The 17,592-nt window shown below is 64.8% G+C and carries 18 protein-coding genes and 1 riboswitch; of the genes, 7 read left to right on the forward strand and 11 right to left on the reverse strand.

Annotated features, from left to right (window positions below; genetic code table 11):
* Window positions 1-77: 77 nt before the first annotated feature.
* Both G7Z99_RS10635 and G7Z99_RS10640 read right to left on the reverse strand, forming a co-directional pair.
* Window positions 78-599, reverse strand: coding sequence for a DUF4142 domain-containing protein (locus G7Z99_RS10635; RefSeq protein WP_181093657.1), 522 nt, complete (start codon window positions 597-599; stop codon window positions 78-80).
* 128 nt (window positions 600-727) lie between these two features.
* Window positions 728-1,387 (reverse strand): DUF2238 domain-containing protein, encoded by a 660-nt coding sequence (locus G7Z99_RS10640; protein ID WP_181093658.1) that lies wholly within the window; start codon window positions 1,385-1,387, stop codon window positions 728-730.
* A gap of 222 nt (window positions 1,388-1,609) precedes the next feature.
* On the opposite strand from G7Z99_RS10640, the gene G7Z99_RS10645 reads away from it, so the two are divergent.
* Window positions 1,610-2,356: a hypothetical protein gene (locus tag G7Z99_RS10645; RefSeq protein ID WP_181093659.1), complete on the forward strand. Its 747-nt coding sequence runs from the start codon at window positions 1,610-1,612 to the stop codon at window positions 2,354-2,356.
* 46 nt (window positions 2,357-2,402) lie between these two features.
* On the opposite strand, the gene G7Z99_RS10650 is transcribed toward G7Z99_RS10645, so the two are convergent.
* The 5 genes from G7Z99_RS10650 to G7Z99_RS10670 all read right to left on the reverse strand — a co-directional run bounded on the left by G7Z99_RS10650 (window position 2,403) and on the right by G7Z99_RS10670 (window position 5,875).
* A complete protein-coding gene (locus tag G7Z99_RS10650) occupies window positions 2,403-2,579 on the reverse strand; it encodes a hypothetical protein (RefSeq protein WP_181093660.1) in 177 nt (58 codons plus the stop codon).
* Window positions 2,580-3,139: 560 nt separating this feature from the next.
* Window positions 3,140-4,054, reverse strand: a complete 915-nt coding sequence (locus G7Z99_RS10655) for a DUF3618 domain-containing protein (RefSeq protein ID WP_181093661.1) — start codon at window positions 4,052-4,054, stop codon at window positions 3,140-3,142.
* Window positions 4,051-4,479, reverse strand: coding sequence for a phage holin family protein (locus G7Z99_RS10660; protein WP_181093662.1), 429 nt, complete (start codon window positions 4,477-4,479; stop codon window positions 4,051-4,053). The genes G7Z99_RS10655 and G7Z99_RS10660 overlap by 4 nt, the downstream gene beginning before the upstream one ends.
* The gene (locus G7Z99_RS10665) at window positions 4,479-5,120 is read right to left on the reverse strand and encodes a hypothetical protein (protein ID WP_181093663.1); all 642 of its coding nucleotides are present in this window, start codon (window positions 5,118-5,120) and stop codon (window positions 4,479-4,481) included. The genes G7Z99_RS10660 and G7Z99_RS10665 overlap by 1 nt, the downstream gene beginning before the upstream one ends.
* A 194-nt stretch (window positions 5,121-5,314) precedes the next feature.
* Entirely contained in the window at window positions 5,315-5,875 is a 561-nt protein-coding gene (locus G7Z99_RS10670) for a WYL domain-containing protein (protein ID WP_181093664.1), read from the reverse strand.
* Between the two features lie 170 nt (window positions 5,876-6,045).
* Window positions 6,046-6,151: riboswitch (TPP riboswitch) on the forward strand.
* Between the two features lie 79 nt (window positions 6,152-6,230).
* On the opposite strand from G7Z99_RS10670, the gene G7Z99_RS10675 reads away from it, so the two are divergent.
* Both G7Z99_RS10675 and G7Z99_RS10680 read left to right on the forward strand, forming a co-directional pair.
* Entirely contained in the window at window positions 6,231-6,878 is a 648-nt protein-coding gene (locus tag G7Z99_RS10675) for a TenA family protein (RefSeq protein WP_181093665.1), read from the forward strand.
* A 3-nt stretch (window positions 6,879-6,881) separates the two neighbouring features.
* Entirely contained in the window at window positions 6,882-7,535 is a 654-nt protein-coding gene (locus G7Z99_RS10680) for a TenA family protein (RefSeq protein ID WP_181093666.1), read from the forward strand.
* 306 nt (window positions 7,536-7,841) lie between these two features.
* Here the strand turns inward: G7Z99_RS10680 and G7Z99_RS10685 are convergent, their stop codons facing one another.
* Complete coding sequence (locus G7Z99_RS10685) at window positions 7,842-9,263, reverse strand: aminotransferase-like domain-containing protein (protein WP_181093667.1); 1,422 nt, start codon at window positions 9,261-9,263, stop codon at window positions 7,842-7,844.
* A 454-nt stretch (window positions 9,264-9,717) separates the two neighbouring features.
* Between G7Z99_RS10685 and G7Z99_RS10690 the strand changes: the two genes are divergently transcribed.
* Together G7Z99_RS10690 and chrA are read left to right on the forward strand one after the other, a co-directional pair.
* Window positions 9,718-11,130 carry an amino acid permease gene (locus G7Z99_RS10690; protein WP_181093668.1) on the forward strand — a complete coding sequence of 471 codons (1,413 nt, stop codon included), beginning with the start codon at window positions 9,718-9,720 and terminating at the stop codon, window positions 11,128-11,130.
* 182 nt (window positions 11,131-11,312) lie between these two features.
* Complete coding sequence (gene chrA, locus G7Z99_RS10695; RefSeq protein WP_181093669.1) at window positions 11,313-12,524, forward strand: chromate efflux transporter; 1,212 nt, start codon at window positions 11,313-11,315, stop codon at window positions 12,522-12,524.
* A gap of 114 nt (window positions 12,525-12,638) precedes the next feature.
* On the opposite strand, the gene G7Z99_RS10700 is transcribed toward chrA, so the two are convergent.
* Complete coding sequence (locus G7Z99_RS10700) at window positions 12,639-13,961, reverse strand: APC family permease (protein WP_181093670.1); 1,323 nt, start codon at window positions 13,959-13,961, stop codon at window positions 12,639-12,641.
* Window positions 13,962-14,055: 94 nt separating this feature from the next.
* Window positions 14,056-14,880, reverse strand: a complete 825-nt coding sequence (locus tag G7Z99_RS10705; RefSeq protein ID WP_181093671.1) for a carbon-nitrogen hydrolase family protein — start codon at window positions 14,878-14,880, stop codon at window positions 14,056-14,058.
* Between the two features lie 184 nt (window positions 14,881-15,064).
* Between G7Z99_RS10705 and G7Z99_RS10710 the strand changes: the two genes are divergently transcribed.
* The gene (locus tag G7Z99_RS10710; RefSeq protein ID WP_181093672.1) at window positions 15,065-15,844 is read left to right on the forward strand and encodes a helix-turn-helix transcriptional regulator; all 780 of its coding nucleotides are present in this window, start codon (window positions 15,065-15,067) and stop codon (window positions 15,842-15,844) included.
* A 120-nt stretch (window positions 15,845-15,964) separates the two neighbouring features.
* On the forward strand, window positions 15,965-16,198 hold the full coding sequence (locus tag G7Z99_RS10715) for a hypothetical protein (protein WP_181093673.1): 234 nt from the start codon (window positions 15,965-15,967) through the stop codon (window positions 16,196-16,198).
* A gap of 48 nt (window positions 16,199-16,246) precedes the next feature.
* Here the strand turns inward: G7Z99_RS10715 and G7Z99_RS10720 are convergent, their stop codons facing one another.
* On the reverse strand, window positions 16,247-17,461 hold the full coding sequence (locus tag G7Z99_RS10720; protein WP_181093674.1) for an aldose 1-epimerase family protein: 1,215 nt from the start codon (window positions 17,459-17,461) through the stop codon (window positions 16,247-16,249).
* Between the last annotated feature and the right edge of the window lie 131 nt (window positions 17,462-17,592).

The following is a 17,592-nucleotide window of genomic DNA, read 5'->3' on the forward strand; positions in this document are numbered from 1 at the left end:
GTCCTGGCGAAAGCAATGAACAATGAAAAAAGGCGCCGGATCGTGATCACGGCGCCTCGTCGACCAACCCTTGCGTCTTACTGGGTCTTGTCGTGCGCAGCGTCGCCACCGTGGGCGGCGGCCAGTTTCTTGGCCTGGGTCAGGTGAGCTTCGAGTTTAGGCAGGGTGTCGGCTGCGAATTTCTTCACGTCCGCGTCCTTGCCGTCCTTGACCTCTTCCTTGAAGAGTTCGATGGTCTGCTCGTGCGCCTTGACCTGGTTGTTGGCATAGGAGCGATCGAACGATTCGTCACGAATGTCCAGGATCAGCTTCTTGGCCTTGTCCATCAGTTCGGCGTCGGTCGCGACCTTGATGTTCTTGGTCTGGGCGATGCCTTTGAGTTGTTCGTTGGCCTTGGTGTGGTCGTCGACCATCATCTGGGCGAAGGTCTTCACGTCTGCGGACTGGCTCTTTTCCAGGGCCAGCTTGCCGGCTTCGATTTCGGCGATGCCCTTGGCAGAGGCTTCATCGACGAAATCGGCAGGTTCGGCAGCCATGACGGCCTGAGCGGCGAAGGCGAAGAGAACGCTGCAGATACCAGCTTGAAGTTTCTTGTTCATGGGCCATAGCTCCTTAAGTCATATCCATGTGGCGGTGGGGTCCGCATTCGTGTGACTGGAGGCATGCGCGCGAGGTTCAGAAAAATGTTCGATCCTTGTCTTCGGGCGATTTGCAGGCGACAGAATCATCAGGTAGGTCGCTGAAAATGCTGGGCCAGTGCAGAGGCCTTGGCACGAATGTGTCGGCCCCGCAGCATCAGCACCACGAGGCTGCCGACCGTGGCCAGCGCCATGTCCTTCTGCGCATCCCAGAAGTCACCCTGGGCCCCGACGAACGAGGAATCGCCTCCGCCCAGGTAGGCGCCACCGATCCACTCCATCAGTTCATAGAGCAAGGAGGTGGCCAGGATGAAGGACCAGGCGACCAGGGACGCCCAGGCGCCCTGCAACCCACAGCGCGCCACCAGCAGCTCGCGAAAGGGCAGGGCCAGCAGCAGGCCGTACGCCAAGTGCACCAGCCGGTCGTACTGGTTGCGTTGCCAGCCGAACGTCTGGTCGAGGCTGACGTTCAGCCACTGCAGCGACAGGGCGTCGTAGGGGACCCTGGGGTAGGTGAAGTGCGTGCCGATCTCGTGCAAGCAGAGGAAAGCCACGATCAGTGCCCAGGCCTGGGTGGACAACGCGAAGCGATCTCGGTAGAGCCAGGCCAGTGCACCGCCGACCAGGACCAGGCCGTTCTCCACGAGCCAGGTGGTGCGGTCGAGGGGATCCCAGCCGCAGGCGACGAAGACCAGCGCAAAGCCCACGAACAGGCCCTGTCTGCAGGTGATGGCGGTCTTGGACGGCATGCAGGCTCCTTGGGGTTGCGCGGCGAAGGCTCTGACACTATGGAGTGCTGTGCGAGCCGGCCTGTTCCGTCACGGTCTGGCCTGCCTGTTACGGCGCATTGCGACGAAGACGCAGGGTTTTCGTACAGGATGCAAGTCTGTGCTTGCCCAGGCGCGCCGAAGTTGGCACGCTTTGCGCGCAATCGACCACCCCCAAGCCGTTCTAGAGAAGGGAGCGTACCGTTGAGTTGGGAAAAAGTTGGAAAATCCCTCGTGGGCGTCCTGGCCGTGCTGGCCCTCGTGATCGTGGGGTTCGTGCTTACGCGGGGCGACGCCCGGCTGCAAGCCTACCTGACGTACGACAGCCTGACCTATCCCACCCAGTTCAGCGCACGGATCAGTGCCGCCAGCGAACAGCTCAAGTACGACGTCCTGTCACGGCAGGTGCAGCGCATCGGCGCTGGCGCGCTCGACCAGGATCAAGTCGCTCAGTTGGTCGAAGTGTCCCAGGCGCCGTTCCGGCAGATGTTTGCCAAGCCCTTCGAAGCCGGGCTGGTGGATCACCGCACTGCCTTGTACATCGACTTGAACAACACCAGCGAGCGACCCGTCAAGGACATCCATATTCGTTTGCCGGCCAAGGGCCTGGTGCAGGTGCGCAACGATGCCGGTGATGACGAGGTTCACGAACAGCCGGCCAGCGCGGTGGACATCCCTGAGATCACCCCAGGGGGCAGCGCGAAGGTCTGGGTCTACTTCGACAGCGACTACAGCGAGATACGCCAAGGCAGCATTTCGATCCGAGACGCTGAAGGCAAGGCCGACCTGCATGCCTACCGCGCTTTCACGGGGCTCGATGCAGACGTCGCGCAGTACCGGATGCCACTGCTGTGGCTGCTGGGCTGCTCGCTGGCAGGCGTGCTTGGCCTGACCTTCGTGTGCCTGTCGCAACGGCGGCGTCTTCGCCCCTCCGTGGGGCGCACGGCCTGACAGGCCTGCGCCTGCTTGCCGTCACTGACTGCTCCGACAATGGGCATCAGTGCAACGACAAGGCGGGCGTCGCTCGATTCGTCATTCGTTTCTCGCGTTCGACGGGCGCTGCGGCCACCGGACCTTGATGCCGTCTGGCAATTCGCAATACACCCCACAACATCGCCAGCGCAATCGCCATCCATGCACTGATCAGGCTGAAAAGTATCATCGCAAGGCTCATGAAATACCCCCTGTGCTTTGGTCACTTCTCTTGCATGTAATCAGCTGACTGCCCCCGCAACGGCGAAATTCCATGAAATGTGCCTTGGGAAGATGATTGGCGCGCTGCTTGCTTGTGACAGGCGATGAGCGGTCATGGGGAGGCGGGGGAAAGAGAGGGGTGCGATTGCTGTTTCTGGGTCCGCTGTGCTGGCCTGGGGGAGGCTGGCTTGCCAGCGATAGCGTTCGATCAATCACCGCCTGCATCGCGGGCAAGCCCGCTCCCACAGGAAGGTGTTCAGCTCGGCTTCTTGACAGGCTGTACCGGCCTAAGTGGAGCTTGTCGGCTATGGCATTCGATCAATCACCGCCTGCATCGCGGGCAAGTCCGCTCTCACAGGAAGGTGTTCGGCTTCGGCTTATTGGCAGGCTGCATTGGCCCGAGTGGGAGCTGGCTTGCCAGCGATGAGGGCAATGACCGCCCCACCGACCTCCTGACAAGCCCACTCTACTTGCGCGATTGGTCTCGCATTGCGTCATGGCCTGCTGTCGGCCCAGGCCTTGAACGCAAGCGGCGTGGCCTCACACCTTGTCGTTGTCAGGCGTGAAGCCCAGGCCCGAGGACAGATCGGTTCCTGGCTGCGTGGACGATGTGTGCGCCCCTGGGCCAGTGCTCATAGGCTTGGTGGCGTCATGCGTAGCGTGCGCATCCTGCTCGGCAACGCTCTGTTTCACCGTGTCCTTGGCTTCCTGGTAGGCTTGCTCGCCCTTGGCCTTGACGGTGTCGGTCAGGCGGTCGCTGACACTGCCCATCAATTGGTCTTCCTTGCGCGTCGACGGCAGTGCGGCACCGATGGCGGCACCCAGGGCGATCCCGATGGCGGCCAGCACCAGGGGTTGCTCCTTGAGCAAGGTGTCGAACTGACCTTTCACCACGTCCGTCTGCTGCTTGATCTGGTCCCGTGCATCGTGGGCCGTCCGGCGCAGCGAGTCGGTGGTGTCATGGGCGGTGCGACGCAGCGAGTCAGCCGTGTCGCCAGCCGAATGGCGAGTGCTCTCGCTCATGTCGCTGGCCTTGTCACGCAGGTCGTGGGCCTTGGCCCGGACACTGTCGCCTGCGTCGTGCAGCTTGTCGCCTGCCTGGGCAAAGGCGCCCTTGACCGTGTCGACCATGTCGCCCAGCTTGTCACCCAGCCCAGGTCCGTGGGTCGCCGGCCCTGGATTGAACGGCTTGTTCTGGTTGAGTGCCAGCCAGCTCAGGCCGATGGCCGTCAGGGTGGTGGGCAGCGGGTTGTTCTTCAAGGTCACCGCCAGGTTGTGGCAGAACTCGCCACCGTTGCCCTTGGTGTAGGACAGCGCCTGGTCGAACAACTGGCCAGGGGTCATGCGTTGCTCGATGGCATCGACCAGGTGGCTGATGTGCTCGCGCTTGGCGTTGATTTCCTGTTCCAGCTGGTCAGGGTTCTTGTGCGACTCGTGTTCGAACGACGGGCTCATGGCAATTTCCTCTTGATCGCTTCCTTGTCCTGGTGCATGGCGTTGAGCGTGCGGTCCGGCGTCAGATGCGAAGGCTCGAACTGCTTCTTGCCCGACTGCAGCATGATGAAGCCGATGATCACGGTGATGGCGCCGACGATCAGCGCGGCCAGCCAGGGCGCCACCACGGTGGCCAAGGCATAGACAGCTGCCAGCAACAGGATGATGAAGCCTGCCAGCAGCACGATCGCCCCAGCCGCCACGGCCGCGGTGCCGGCCTTCAAGGTGTTGAGGTTGTGCTGCAGCTCGGACTTGGCCAGGGCCAGTTCCTTGGTGAACAGGGCCGGGACTTCATGCATCAGCTGACGCAGCAGGCCACCGATGCCCACCGAGTCTTCCGCATGGGGCGTGACGGGCGGGGTAGGGTTGAGCGGATCGTGGTTCATCACAGGCCTCCTTTGAGCGGGTCGTTGTCACGGCTCGAGCCAGTGATCGGGCTGACGTGGGTCGCACCGATCGGGTCGACCGGCGCTGCGCTGCCTTGGGCATCGACGGGCGTGTAAGGCTTGTGCGTGGACACATCGCTGGAGCGATCGGGCGTCGGTGGCGCGCTGTGGAAGGGTTCGCTGGCGCCGTAGGCAGCGGGCGGATGATTGCCGGACGGCTCGCTGTGGCCATGTTCGCTGGCGCGAAGGAAACGTGACAGACCGAACCCGATCGCGACACTGCCGGCGATGAACAGCGCTGGGTTGTCCTTGGCCAGGCGCGAACCCTTCTGCAGCAATTCCTCGGCGCTCTGATGGCGTACCTGCTCGGCGAAGTTGCCCAGGTAGCCGGCCAGTTGGCCCAGGTACTGCGACAGCCCGAGGGTGTCATTGCCCTGTAGCGCCTCGGCGGCGGACTGCGCCCCTTGCTTGAGGGTTTCCAGTTGCTCGGCGGCCGTGTCGCGGTACTGCTCGTAGTGCTCGGTACCTTGAGTCTTGGCTTCGTTGAGCAAGGAGCCTGCCTCGTCGGCGATGGCGTGCACGTGATCTTGCGTACTCCCGGCAGACGCCGAGGCGGCTGGATCGCGATCGGTCTTGTCCATGATGATCTCCCTTCGATGAGTGGTCCCGGCATACAGCCGGTTCAAGTGCCGCTACAAAGGGTGACGAGGCGTCGACGAAAGAAGTTCAGTCCAATGGCGCAGCGTGCGTGCGCCTACGGACAAGCGGCAGGAAGGAGGCGCTAGACGTATCAGCGTGTTTCAAATTACGGGCAAGACGCCACGATGAGCGGCTTTCACTGCTCGTGCAGTTCCAGGCCCTTGCGCAGCCGTGCCAGCATGGCCTCGCGCAACGCGGCAGGCGCCTGCACGCGCAAGGAGCCCGCTTGGGACAGCAGCCAGTGCAGCAGCATCGGCGTGTCCTCCAGCGTCGCACAGGCGAGGGTGTCGCCTTCTGGCGTCGGCTCGAGGGTCAGGTCCGAGACGCCGAAGGTCTGGGCGAAATCCTGCGTCAGCCTTGGCTCGGCCTTGAAGGCCACCCGAATGTGCCGGGGTTCGATGGCCGTGGGGCGTGGTTGTTCAGGCAGGGCGATGGGGTCGGCAGGGCACGTCGAGACGGGTTTGCAACCTGGCTGCCAGGACCAGCTGTACGGCAGGCTCTGGTCTTCGCAACGTAAGGGGAAGACCTTCGACAGCTCCAGCAGATCACGTTCCACCGTGCGCTTGCTGGTGTCGTGACCAACCCCCAGCAACAGCTGCTGCAGCACGCGGGCATTCAGGCCAGGCCCTGTATCGGGCAGCAGGGTGAGAATGGCCCATTGGCGGGCGAGGGTCTGACGTGTGGAGTGGCTGGGCAAGGCGAGGTCTCGACAAGGCATGGGTGTAGATGATGGCCTATAGCTATCGCGCAGCTTACCCTGCGCGGGGATAGGATCCAAGTTCTACGTCCGATGCATCTGTATCAATGCACGACAAGCGACCACGGGCCATTCGTGCATGACGCCAGCGTCGACCTGCTGTATACAAGGCCTGTACCAAGGGGAGCCCTGCAAAGGGCTGAGAAACCGCTGGCGCGGTGACCCTTCGAACCTGATCCGGATCATGCCGGCGAAGGGATGGGCGCAAGCACCTGCCTTTCTGCCGGCCTCATTGCGAGGCCAACTCCATGTCGACCTGCCACGGCCTCGCTGTCACCTGCACGAGGACAGCCCGATGACCGAACGTTTCACCGATACCTTGCGCCACCAGAACGCGCCCGCCTGGACCGCTGCCGTCGAGCACCGCTTCGTCACCGAACTGTGCGAGGGCCGGGTGGCCGATACGGTCATGGCCCGCTACCTGATCCAGGACCACCGCTTCCTCGACGGTTTCCTGGGCTTGCTCGGGGCGGCCATCGCCAGTGCCGACCACCTTGAGGCCCGGCTTCGGCTGGGGCGCTTCGTCGGGCTGATCGCCGGTGAGGAGAGCACCTATTTCCTGCGGGCATTCGAGGCGCTGGGCGTGGACGAGGCACAGCGCCAGTCGCCTGAGGACGCCGCGCCCACCGCAGGCTTCAAGGCGTTGATGCGCGAGGCAGCGCAGACCCGTTGCTATGCTGCGGTGCTGTCGGTGCTGGTGGTGGCCGAGTGGCTGTACCTGGACTGGGCCAGCCGTGCGCCTCGCCCATTGCCCGCACGTTACGAACATGCCGAATGGATCACCCTGCACGACAACCCGGCCTTTCGGGACGTCGTCGCCTTCCTGCGCGCCGAACTGGACCGCGTCGGGCCTGAACAGGCCGAGATCAGCCAGGGCTTCTTCCAGCGCGCAGTGGCGCTGGAGCGTGCGTTCTTCGAAGCTGCCTATGCCGAGGAGGCGTGACCCATGGACCTGTTCGATCGCCTCAAGGCTGCTGCGGCGCCAGACTGGGCCGCTTACGTCGATCACCGTTTCGTCCGGCAGATGGGTGAGGGCGTCCTGCCTGAGCCGGTGTTTCGTACCTACCTGGTGCAGGACTACCTGTTCCTGATCCAGTTCGCCCGTGCCTGGGCCCTGGCCGCCTACAAGAGCCGCCGCCCCGATGACATTCGCGCGGCGCAGGCAGGGTTGGCGGCCATACTCGACGAGACCGAGCTGCACCTGCGCCTGTGCGCACGCTGGGGGCTGTCCCGAGACGACGTCGAGCGTGCGCCCGAGCACCGCGCCACCGTGGCCTACAGCCGGTTCGTGCTCGACTGCGGCGCCGCGGGTGACCTGCTCGACCTGCACGTGGCCTTGGCGCCGTGCGTGATGGGCTACGCCGAGATCGGGCAGCGCCTGGCGCGCGACGTGCCGGATCTGGCCAGTCATCCGTACCGCGAGTGGGTGGGCGAATACGCCGGGGAGGCTTACCAGGGCGTCGCGGCTGCAGCCCGTGCCCATCTGGACGAACTGGCCCGCCGTGGCATGACCGAACAGCGTTTCGCCGAACTGGCCGCGACCTTCGCCCAGGCGTCCCGGTTGGAGGCCGACTTCTGGTCGATGGGGTACGGCGAGTAGTGCGCCTGGGGCATGGTCCTCCCGAGGTCGAACGACAGGCCCGCCTGGCTTCAGACGTGACTCGGCGTCGGGTGTGGCGACGGTTGCCCTGGCATCAGCCGCCCTGTGCGTCAGGCAACCCAGTGCCGGTATCACCCAGCCGGGGAGCAGCCTGCGATGAGCTGCAAGGCAGCCTTCGAGAGGAGCATGAGGCGGCTGCCGTCATCGCGGGCAAGCCCGCTCCCACAGGGTGGACTGCAGGCTTGCCCGTGATGAGCCGCACGGCATGCCTCGACCTGCACGCTCGTCCTCGACCAGGCCTCCCGGTTACCCCTCGCGGTGCACATGCCGCGCCAGCACGGGGTCCAGCGACCCCCACATCGCCGGATCCGTGCTGAATGCCACGTTGAAACGCATCCAGCCGCTGGCCTGGGCATTGACCATGAACAGCTGGCCTGGCCCCAGCATAATGCCGTGCTCCAGCGCATCGTCCAGCAGGGCGGCGCTGTCGGGCAGGTCAGGGTGACGCGCCCAGATGTACATGCCCTCGTCCGACTCGACGAACAGTTCGAAGCCACGGCGGTGCAACTGCTGGCCGACCTCCTGGTGCGCCTCGGCCAATCGCTGGCGCAGACGCTTGAGGTGCTTGCGCCAGCGCCCGTCGATGACCGCTGCGTACACCACCCGCTCCATCACCTGCGAGGTGGTCAGCCCCGAGCGCATCTTCAGCCGCAACAACTGCTGGATCGACTCGCCATTGGCCAGCAGGTAGCCGACCCGCACGTTCGGCGAAATGCTCTTGGAGTAGCTGCCGACGTACACCACCTGCTGCAGGTGATCCAGGCTGGCCAGGCAAGGCTGGGGCTCGGCCATCATGTCGGCGTAGAGGTTGTTCTCCACCAGCCGAAACCCATGCTGCGACGCCAGCTGCAAGAGCCGGTGCAGCTGTGCCAGGGGCGTGCGCGAGCAGGTCGGGCTGTGCAGGTGCGGCTGGGTGAAGAACACGGTCGGGCGATGTCGGGTCAGCAAGCGCTCGAGCTGGTCCAGGTCATACCCGGCCGGTGTACGAGGAACCCCCACCAGTGTCGCCCCCTGAAAGCGCAGGATGCTCATCAGGTTGGGGTAGCCCGGGTCATCCACCAGTACCACGTCGCCTGGCCGCACCAGGGTGCGCACCGCCAGGTCCAGCGCCTGGCTGGCGCCATGGGTCAGCAGCAACTGCGTCGGGTTGGCGACGATGCTCAACTCCTGCTGCAGGTTCTGCGCGGTCAAGGCCCGCAGCTCGGGCAGGCCCATCGGGTCGCCATAGCCCGACAGCTCCAGCGGGCTGCCTGCGACTTGACGCATGCCGCGACGCAGGCCGTCCTCGTACATCCAGTCGTTGGGCAACCAGCCGCAGCCTGGCTTGTAGGGCAGCTGGCGGGTCTCGAAGATCTGTTGCAGGTACCATTCCGAGTTGAAGCTCGGGCGGGGCGTGGCGGGCCGCTGCGCATGCTGCTCGAGCAGCTCGTTCACGGCACGATTGACGAAGAACCCCGCATTGCCCCGGCTCACCAGCAGACCCTGAGCCACCAGACGGTCATAGGCCTCCACCACGGTGAAGGTGCTGACCGAATAGGTCGCGGCGAAGGCACGGATCGATGGCACCTTGGCACCCGGCTTGAGGGTCTGATCGTCGATCCGCTCACGCAGCCCGTCGATGATCTGGTTGACCAGCGGGATGGGGGAGTCGGGGTGAAGTTCGAGCATGGGAGGTAGGCCTTCAGGGAGGGCATGGCGGCCAGGCGCCAGCAGGGTAGAGCAGGTGTATTGCATGGGCGGCCTGTACAGTGCAGTGAGGATTTCACCTGCCTGTGCATGGCTCATTGCGACAGACATTTTTACATTAGGTATCAGTTATCGCCACATCCAGCACGACAAAGCGTCATGAACGACAGCAAAGACACCGCCGCGGTACGGTCGAGGCCCGCCTTGCGTCCTGTTTCAGGCCAGGCATGACGGAGTCTAGCCGTCATTCGGCCGTCGCACGGTTCAGTTCGTCCGAGGATCGCTCCTCGGGCACGTAGGCAGGCCGCCATGGAAGGCCTGCGTGTGCGTTGTGCACGCCCTCCTGCTCGCTAGCACTGATGTACGGGTGAAACCGATAGCCATCGGGGTTTCACGGATCTTCCTTGGATAAAAAGAAACACGGGGTACACAACTGATGGACGCAACATCCTCCTCCACCCTCGCCGCGAACGGGGAGCACGAGAGCAAGCTCAGTGCCACCCTCAAGCCGCGCCACCTGACGATGATGTCGATCGCCGGTGTCATCGGCGGCGCCCTGTTCGTCGGCTCCGGCAGCGTGATCCACAGCGCTGGCCCGGCCGCCGTGCTGGCCTACCTGGCCGGCGGCATCCTGGTGGTGCTGATCATGCGCATGCTCGGCGAGATGGCGACCTCCTCGCCGGACACCGGCTCGTTCTCCACCTACGCCGACCGCGCCATCGGGCGCTGGGCCGGTTTCACCATCGGCTGGCTGTACTGGTGGTACTGGGTGATCCTGATGGCCTGGGAAGCCTACGTGGCGGGCAAGATCCTGCACGGCTTCTTCCCCGACGTGAGCGTCAACGTGTTCGTCCTGGCGACCACCTTGCTGCTGATCACGGTGAACTTCTTCAACGTCAAGCACTACGGTGAGTTCGAGTTCTGGTTCGCGTTGATCAAGGTCGTGGCGATCTGTTGCTTCCTGATCGTGTGCACCGCCGCCGTCATGAACATCTGGCAGTTCGGCGAAGTGCGCGGCATGACCCACCTGACCACCGAAGGCTTCATGCCCAATGGCGTGACCACGGTGGTCGGTGCGTTGCTGGGCGTGATGTTCGCCTTCCTGGGCGCCGAGATCGTCACCATCGCCGCCTCCGAGTCCAAGGACCCGGCCCGTCAGATCGTCAAGGCCACCAACTCCGTGGTCTGGCGCGTGTGCCTGTTCTACGTCGGTTCGATCTTCCTGATCGTCTGCCTGGTGCCGTGGAACGACCCGCACCTGGGTGTCTCCGGTTATGGCGCCTACCGCCGTACCCTGGAGCTGCTGGGCGTGCCGTACGCCGAGCTGCTGATGAACTTCGTGGTCCTGACCTCGGTGAGCAGCTGCCTGATCTCCGGCCACTACACCGCCTCGCGCATGCTGTTCTCCCTGGCCAAGCGTGGCGACGCGCCGTCGATCTTCAAGCGCACCCGCGCCGCTTCCGGCGTGCCGGTGTTCGCCATCGTCGGCTCGTGCCTGGTCGCGGTGTTCTGCGCCCTGATCAACTTCAGCGAGACCTTGCGTCCCCAGGACGTGCTGGAAACCCTGATGAACACCACCGGCATGATCGCCCTGCTGGTGTACCTGGTGATCGCCTTCTCGCAGCTGCGCATGCGCCGCAAGCTGATCGCCGAGGGCAAGGAGATCCAGCTCAAGATGTGGCTGTTCCCCTGGCTGACCTACCTGGTGATCGCGTTCATCGTGGTCTGCTTGGTGGTGATGGCCTTCCTGCCTGATTACCAGATCCTGGTGATCTCCACCGGCGCTGCGGCGGCCGTGGTGGTGGCCATGGGCGTGGTGCACCAGATCCGTAGCGCCAAGCGCGTCTGATCCTGGAGCGATGAAAAGCCCGCGCTGGCCTGGGGAGGTCAGCGCGGGCTTTTTCATGGGCGCTGCGCAGCCAGGCCTGTCGTTGCCGCAGCGCTGCCGGTGCTGTCCGCAACGCGGAGGCATTGCACCGCGTTGAAAACGTGCTAACAATCGCCAACCTGCGTTTTCAAGCCGCCTTTTGAATGAATACGACCCATCGTGCCGAAAACGACCGTAGCCGCTGGGCCGTTTTCCTGATCTTTCTGCGCTTGGGCCTGACGTCGTTCGGTGGGCCAATCGCCCACCTGGGCTACTTCCGGGACGCCTTCGTCGTGCGACGCCGCTGGTTGAGCGAACGCCAGTATGCGGACCTGGTCGGTCTGTGCCAGCTGCTGCCTGGGCCTGCCAGCAGCCAGGTCGGTATCGCCCTCGGGCTGTCGCGTGCCGGGTATGGCGGGGCACTGGCAGCCTGGCTGGGGTTCACCCTGCCGTCCGCGACAGCCTTGATCGTCTTCGCGCTGGGCATCACGCGTCATGCCCAGGCCTTGCCTGCCAGCGTGCTGCACGGTCTGAAGGTCGTGGCCGTGGCGGTGGTCGCCCAGGCGGTCTGGGGCATGGCGCGCACGCTGTGCCCCGATGCGCGACGGCGCCTGCTCATGGTCGCGTCATCCTTGTTCGTGCTGGCCGTCCCGTCCGTGCTGGGGCAGATGGGCGCGCTCGCAATCGCCGCGCTCATTGGTGTGCTGGCGTTCACGCCCGAACCGGCGGGTACCCATGAGCCCCTGGCGATCGGCATTCGACGTCGCGCGGGCCTGTGTTGGCTGGGGTTGTTTATGCTGCTGCTGGTGGGGCTGCCGCTCGTGGCGGCCTGGTGGCCGAGCACCACGCTGTCGAGGGTGGCCGCGTTCTACCGAGCAGGTGCGCTGGTCTTCGGCGGCGGGCACGTGGTGCTGCCGCTGCTGCAGGCTGAAGTCGTGCCCTCTGGCTGGGTGAGCAACGATCTCTTCCTGGCCGGCTACGGGGCAGCGCAGGCGGTCCCCGGGCCGCTTTTCACGGTTGCGGCCTTCCTGGGCGCAGCGATGAACCAGGCGCCCACGGGGTGGCTGGGTGGCGTGATCTGCCTGCTGGCGATCTTCGCGCCTGCCTTCTTGCTGGTGCTGGGTGCTTTGCCGTTCTGGGAGCGCCTGCGCGGTGAGGTACGCCTGCAAGCCGCCTTGCAGGGCCTCAATGCGGCCGTGGTGGGGCTGCTGCTGGCGGCCTTGTACGATCCTCTGTGGACGAGCACGATCCAGACCTGGCAAGACATGGGCCTGATGCTCCTGGCTTTGGTGGCTCTGATGAAATGGAAATGGCCGTCATGGTGGGTGGTGCTGGGAAGCGGCGCCGTGTGCTGGCTAGGGGCGTCGGGCTCGTGAGGCTGCCAAGGGTTTCGCCAAGGTGCACGCTACGATGCGCCGGATTCGAGACGCCCGCCTGTGTTCGACATGACCCCGCCAGGGCAGGGTCGTCAGCGCATCCAGGCCCCTGGATCACGCCTCGTCGAACTGCATTTCCGGCGGCTGGCGACGCAGGCCACCGGTCAGTACCAGCAGATAGACCACACCGATGACCAGCCAAGCCCCACCCAGGTAGAGGGCCATGGGGTCCAGGCTGGCCATCAGCCAAAGATCGGCGACCAGGCCGATCAGCGGGAAGAGCAGGTAGAGCACCACTGCCTTGGCGCCACGCGCGCCCTGACCGATCCAGTAGTGGAAGACCACCGACAGGTTCACCAGGCTGAAGGCCAGGAAGGCGCCGAAGTTGATGAACGAGGTGGACGTGGTGACGTCCATGCGCAAGGCCAGCAGCGCCACGACGCCGCACAGGACGAGGCTGATCACCGGGGTGCCGAACCGTTCGCTCAGGCGCCCGAACAGCCGCTTGGGCAGCACGCCGTCCCGGCCCATGGCGAACAGCAGCCGTGAGGCGCTGGCCTGGGCGGACAGGCCCGAGGTGAATTGCCCCACGATCAAGCCGATCAGGAAGACACTGACGAACACGTCGCCGCCGATGTTCCGAGCGATTTCATACGCCGCCGAATCGGCGTTGGCGAATTCGGAAGAGGGGTGGGCCAACTGAACCACGTAGCTGACGGCAATGAACAGCACACCCCCCAGCAGAGTGATCAACAGGATCGCCCGGGGGATGGTCTTGCGTGGCTCGTGGGTTTCCTCGGTCAGGGTGCTGACCGCATCGAACCCCAGGAACGAATAGCAGGCGATGGCAGCGCCGCTCATGACCAGCGGCAGCTGGAACCCTTCCTGGTAGAACGGTGCGAGCGACCAGAACGGCTGGTGCAGGTCGCCCGTGGCGTAGTGGGCGGCCAGCCCGACGAAGGCTGCCAGGACCAGGAACTGCAGCAGCATCAGCACGCCGTTCACCGTCTTGGCCAGTTGCAGGCCGACGATGTTGATCGCCGTGGTGACGGCGATGAAGGCGATCACCCAGACCGGCTGAGGCACGTTCGGGAACGCCGAATGCAGGTAGGCCGCGCCGATCAGCCAGATCGCCATGGGCAGGAACAGGTAGTCGAGCAGCACCGCCCAGCCGGCGAGAAAGCCGAGCTTGGGGCTGATGGACTTGCGCACATAGGTGTAGGCCGAGCCGGCCACCGGGAAGGCCTTCGCCATCTTGCCGTAACTCAGGGCGGTGAACAGCATGGCGATGGCGGCGGCCAGGTAGGCGGCAGGTACGGCGCCGCCGGTGGTGTCGGCCAGGATACCGAACGTGCCCAGGACGATGATGGGTGTCATGTAGGCGATGCCGAACAGCGTAACCGCACCCAGCGAAAGGGTTCGCTTCAATTGGGCCATGTGCGTGACTCCGGATTGTGTTTGTTATGGAGTGGGGGCGCCAAGGGCCAGCCATGACCTTGGCGTGTGGATCCGAGGGGCAAGGCGCTGGCGATCAGTTCGCCGGGATGAGCCACTCCTGTCGGCCATCGGCATGCGCGACGTGCTGGCCGGGCAGGGTGATGCGCCGTTCGGCGAGGTAGCTGTAGTCCTGGCGGGCGTCCAGCACGCGCGTCAGGTCGAGGGTCATCTGCAACCGGCACGGCTCCCGGCCGGCTTCGCAGAGCAGGTGGCCATAAGGGTCGACCACCGCACTGCCGCCGGCGAACACCAGGCCGCCATCGCCGTCGCCGACGCGGTTGACCATGACCGCATAGGCCTGGTTTTCCATCGCGCGTGCGCTGATGGCCGTGCGGTGCGTCGGGCCGTAGGGGTCCATGTTGCCGTTGGTGACCAGAATGACTTCGACCCCCAGCTGGCCCAGCGCCCTGGCGCTTTCGGGGAATTCGATGTCGAAGCAGACCAGCAGCCCGACCCGCACCCCCTTGAACAGCGCCGTGGCGTAGCGGTCGCCCGGGGTGAAGATGCCCTTGTCCGAGGCCCACAGGTGGGTCTTCCGGTAGGTCAGGGCGATGCCCTCGGGCGTGACCAGTACGGTCGTGTTGTAGAAGCGGCCGTCGCCGGCGGCTTCTGCCAGGCCGACCACCACGCCCAGGTTCTTTTGCCTGGCAGCCTGTGCCACGGCCGTGAGGGCCGGGCCATCGAGCGGCTCGGCGAGCCGGGCGATGTTCTGCGCCGTGGGGAAGCCCATCAGCTGCGTTTCCGGGAAGACCGCCAGGTCGGTGCCAGGCGCGCAGGCGTGGATCGCCTCGAGGGTGCGCGCCAGGTTGTAGGCCGTGTCGCCATCGCGACCGGCCAGTTGGATGAGTTCTACGTTCATGTCTGCTCCTGACAACGCGGCGAAGGCCGACGTCCTGACAGCGAAGGGGCCGGGCGAGGGGTCCCATGACCGTTTGAGGTAACATGGTCACGGCGCGCCTGGGGTCGGCCATGCCCGACCGAGTATGCCGCCGCCGCGCCAGCCGGGGTAATTACGCCCTTGTGGTAACCCATATGGGGTAGACATGAACCTTACACTGCAGGACATCGCCTGGCACCGCTCGGTCGGGCAGTTGATCGAGGTGCTGGACCAGCCCTCGTTCTGGCTGCGCCTGGTACGCGTGCTGGGGCAGTACGTCACGTTCGACAGTTGGGTGGCGCTGCTCTTCAGCGAGGGCCGGCCCCTGGTGTATGCCGAGTGCCCTGGAACGGACGGCGGCGAAGACCCGCTGTTCCAGGATTACCTCAAGGGCCTCTACCTGCTCGACCCGTTCTACATCGCCAGCCGGGAAGCACGGACCAATGGCCTGGTGCACCTGGTCGACGTGGCCCCAGAGTGCTTCGAGCGTACCGACTATTACCAGCGCTACTTTCGCCTCAACGTGGTCGCCGACGAGGTGCAGTACAATGCGCTGCTCGAGGACGGACGCACGCTGTGCCTGTCGTTGGGCAGCCGCTCGCCCTTCAGCGGGCCGCAGATCGCGCTGCTGCACCTGTTGCAGCCCTGGGTGCTGGCGTTGATGCGCCAGCGGTTGCGCTTCGAGAATGCTGTGCCCGAGGCGGCGCCTGCGCCGCAGTGGCAGCACCCGCTGGAGCAGGGCAGTGGCAGGCTCGAGGCACCGCTCACGGCTCGGGAATTGGAGGTCGGGCGCATGATGCTCAGTGGGTGTTCGAGCAAGGAGATCGGGCGCAAGCTGGCCATCTCGTCGGAAACGGTGCGGGTTCACCGCAAGCACATCTACAGCAAGCTGGGCATCAAGTCGCAGTCCGAGTTGTTCGCGTTGTTTCTCAAGGCGCAGGCCTGAGGCCATGGGTGCCCCAGTGCCGGGTCGAAGCGAGCCCGTGGTGAGGTATCCCGGTGGTAACTGGGTAGAAATCAAGCGTCATGCGCCGGTGGATGAGCCTGTCAATGATAAGGAGTGAGTGTGAAGACGTTGTACGTGCTGTACCTGTTCATCACCGTCTGCGCCGTGGTGCTGGCCTACAGGCTCGGCGCCGGGGAGCAGGGTATCGCGCAGCAAGCGGCGCGGTGCATGAAGCATGAACGCACCACTGCGCAGGACCAGTGCCTGAAAAAGCTCGAGACTGATGTGGGCGAGCTGTATCGGGCCGTCAAGGCGCTCTCCGAGCAACAGCGAAATCCAGCACCGACACCGTGACGCCTGGGGGCCGGCCCCAGACGATCACGTTGCGCGTTCAGGCAGGTGTCACTCCTGGGTCAGGTCCACCAAGGGCGTCTGCCGCACCTCGGTTTCACGCCCACTCTGAATGTCGCTCACCTGTTTCAAGGCGTTGTCCACAGCGGCCTTGTCCGCCAACAGGCTGTACTGGATGCGGAACTGCTTGTGTGCCTTCGGCTCGATGCTCGGCACCAGGTTCAGCGGCCGCTGATACCGTCGGTTGTAGGAAAAGCTCGTCCCCGGCTCCAGCCCCGTGACGTAACCCTGGCCTTGGGTGTCGGTGTTCTTCCACAGCGAGAACACCGGCAGCGTGCCGGTGTTGAAACCGACCGAAACGCCCAGGGTGCCCGCCTTGTTGTGCAGCACGGTCAGCGTGTCGCCCTTGGCATCGGCATACGGCACCACGTTGTAGACCGTCTCGTCGTAATCCGGGGTCGGCGCCCGGTAGGTCTGCCAGTCGGCCAGGTCGCCCTTGGCCTTGTCGTTGAACGGCGACACCTGCTTCACCGGCGCGGCGAAGCGCGCCCCCTGTTCCAGGAACGGGGCACCGAAGTTGCTGTGGTACAGCGCCTGGTATTCCTTGGCGTAGTCACCGTTGTTGGTCAGCGTGTCGTCCAGCGTGAAGGTCACGCTGCCGGGTTCGGTAACCAGCGCGGTCGCGACCGAGAAGTCGACCTTCTTGAACGCCTGCTCCTTCAGCTCGCCGCGCAAGGTGATGGCGTAGGGTGGCTTCTCGTCGATGTGCAGCGTCACCCTGCTCGCCGGGATGTTGGCTGCACGGCCATGCAGCGTCAACAGCTCGCCGTTGTCGATGCCAGGGTGGCCGACCCACTCGTACCCGCAGCGGGCGACCAGCTCGTTGAAGCCTTCCAGCCAGCCCAGGCCGTTACGGCCATTGAGTTCGATAAAGGACGGGTTGACCACCTCCTTGACCGGCGAATCCCACCCCATGCGCACGTCACCGACCGACGCCTGCAGCACGTTCATGCCGCGGGTCGGCACGACCGACAGTTTCATCGCGCCATTGTCGATGTCGACGATACTGACGCCTTCCTGCCGTCCACCGTGCAGGGTACGCAGGGTGACGCTGAAGGGCTTGTCGGTCTTGACGCCCAGTTGCGCGCTGGTGATCTGCCAGGGCTGGGCGGCCTTGTCGGTGTCGAGCAGGACGTAGTCCCAGGCCATGGCGTGGGAGGTGGCGGACAGGGCGGCGAGGGCAAGGGACAATCTGAGCAGGGTCATGGCGGGTGGCCTTTCTTGGGGTTGTGCCGTTTTATAGACTGGGGGAAACGTTTCAGCAAGCGGGGGGAAGGGGTCAGGCAGATCTAATAACGGTGACTTGAACGATCAATAGCAGGCGGTCGACTTGCTGC

Source organism: Pseudomonas entomophila, assembly GCF_013523165.1.
Lineage (GTDB): Bacteria > Pseudomonadota > Gammaproteobacteria > Pseudomonadales > Pseudomonadaceae > Aquipseudomonas > Aquipseudomonas entomophila_A.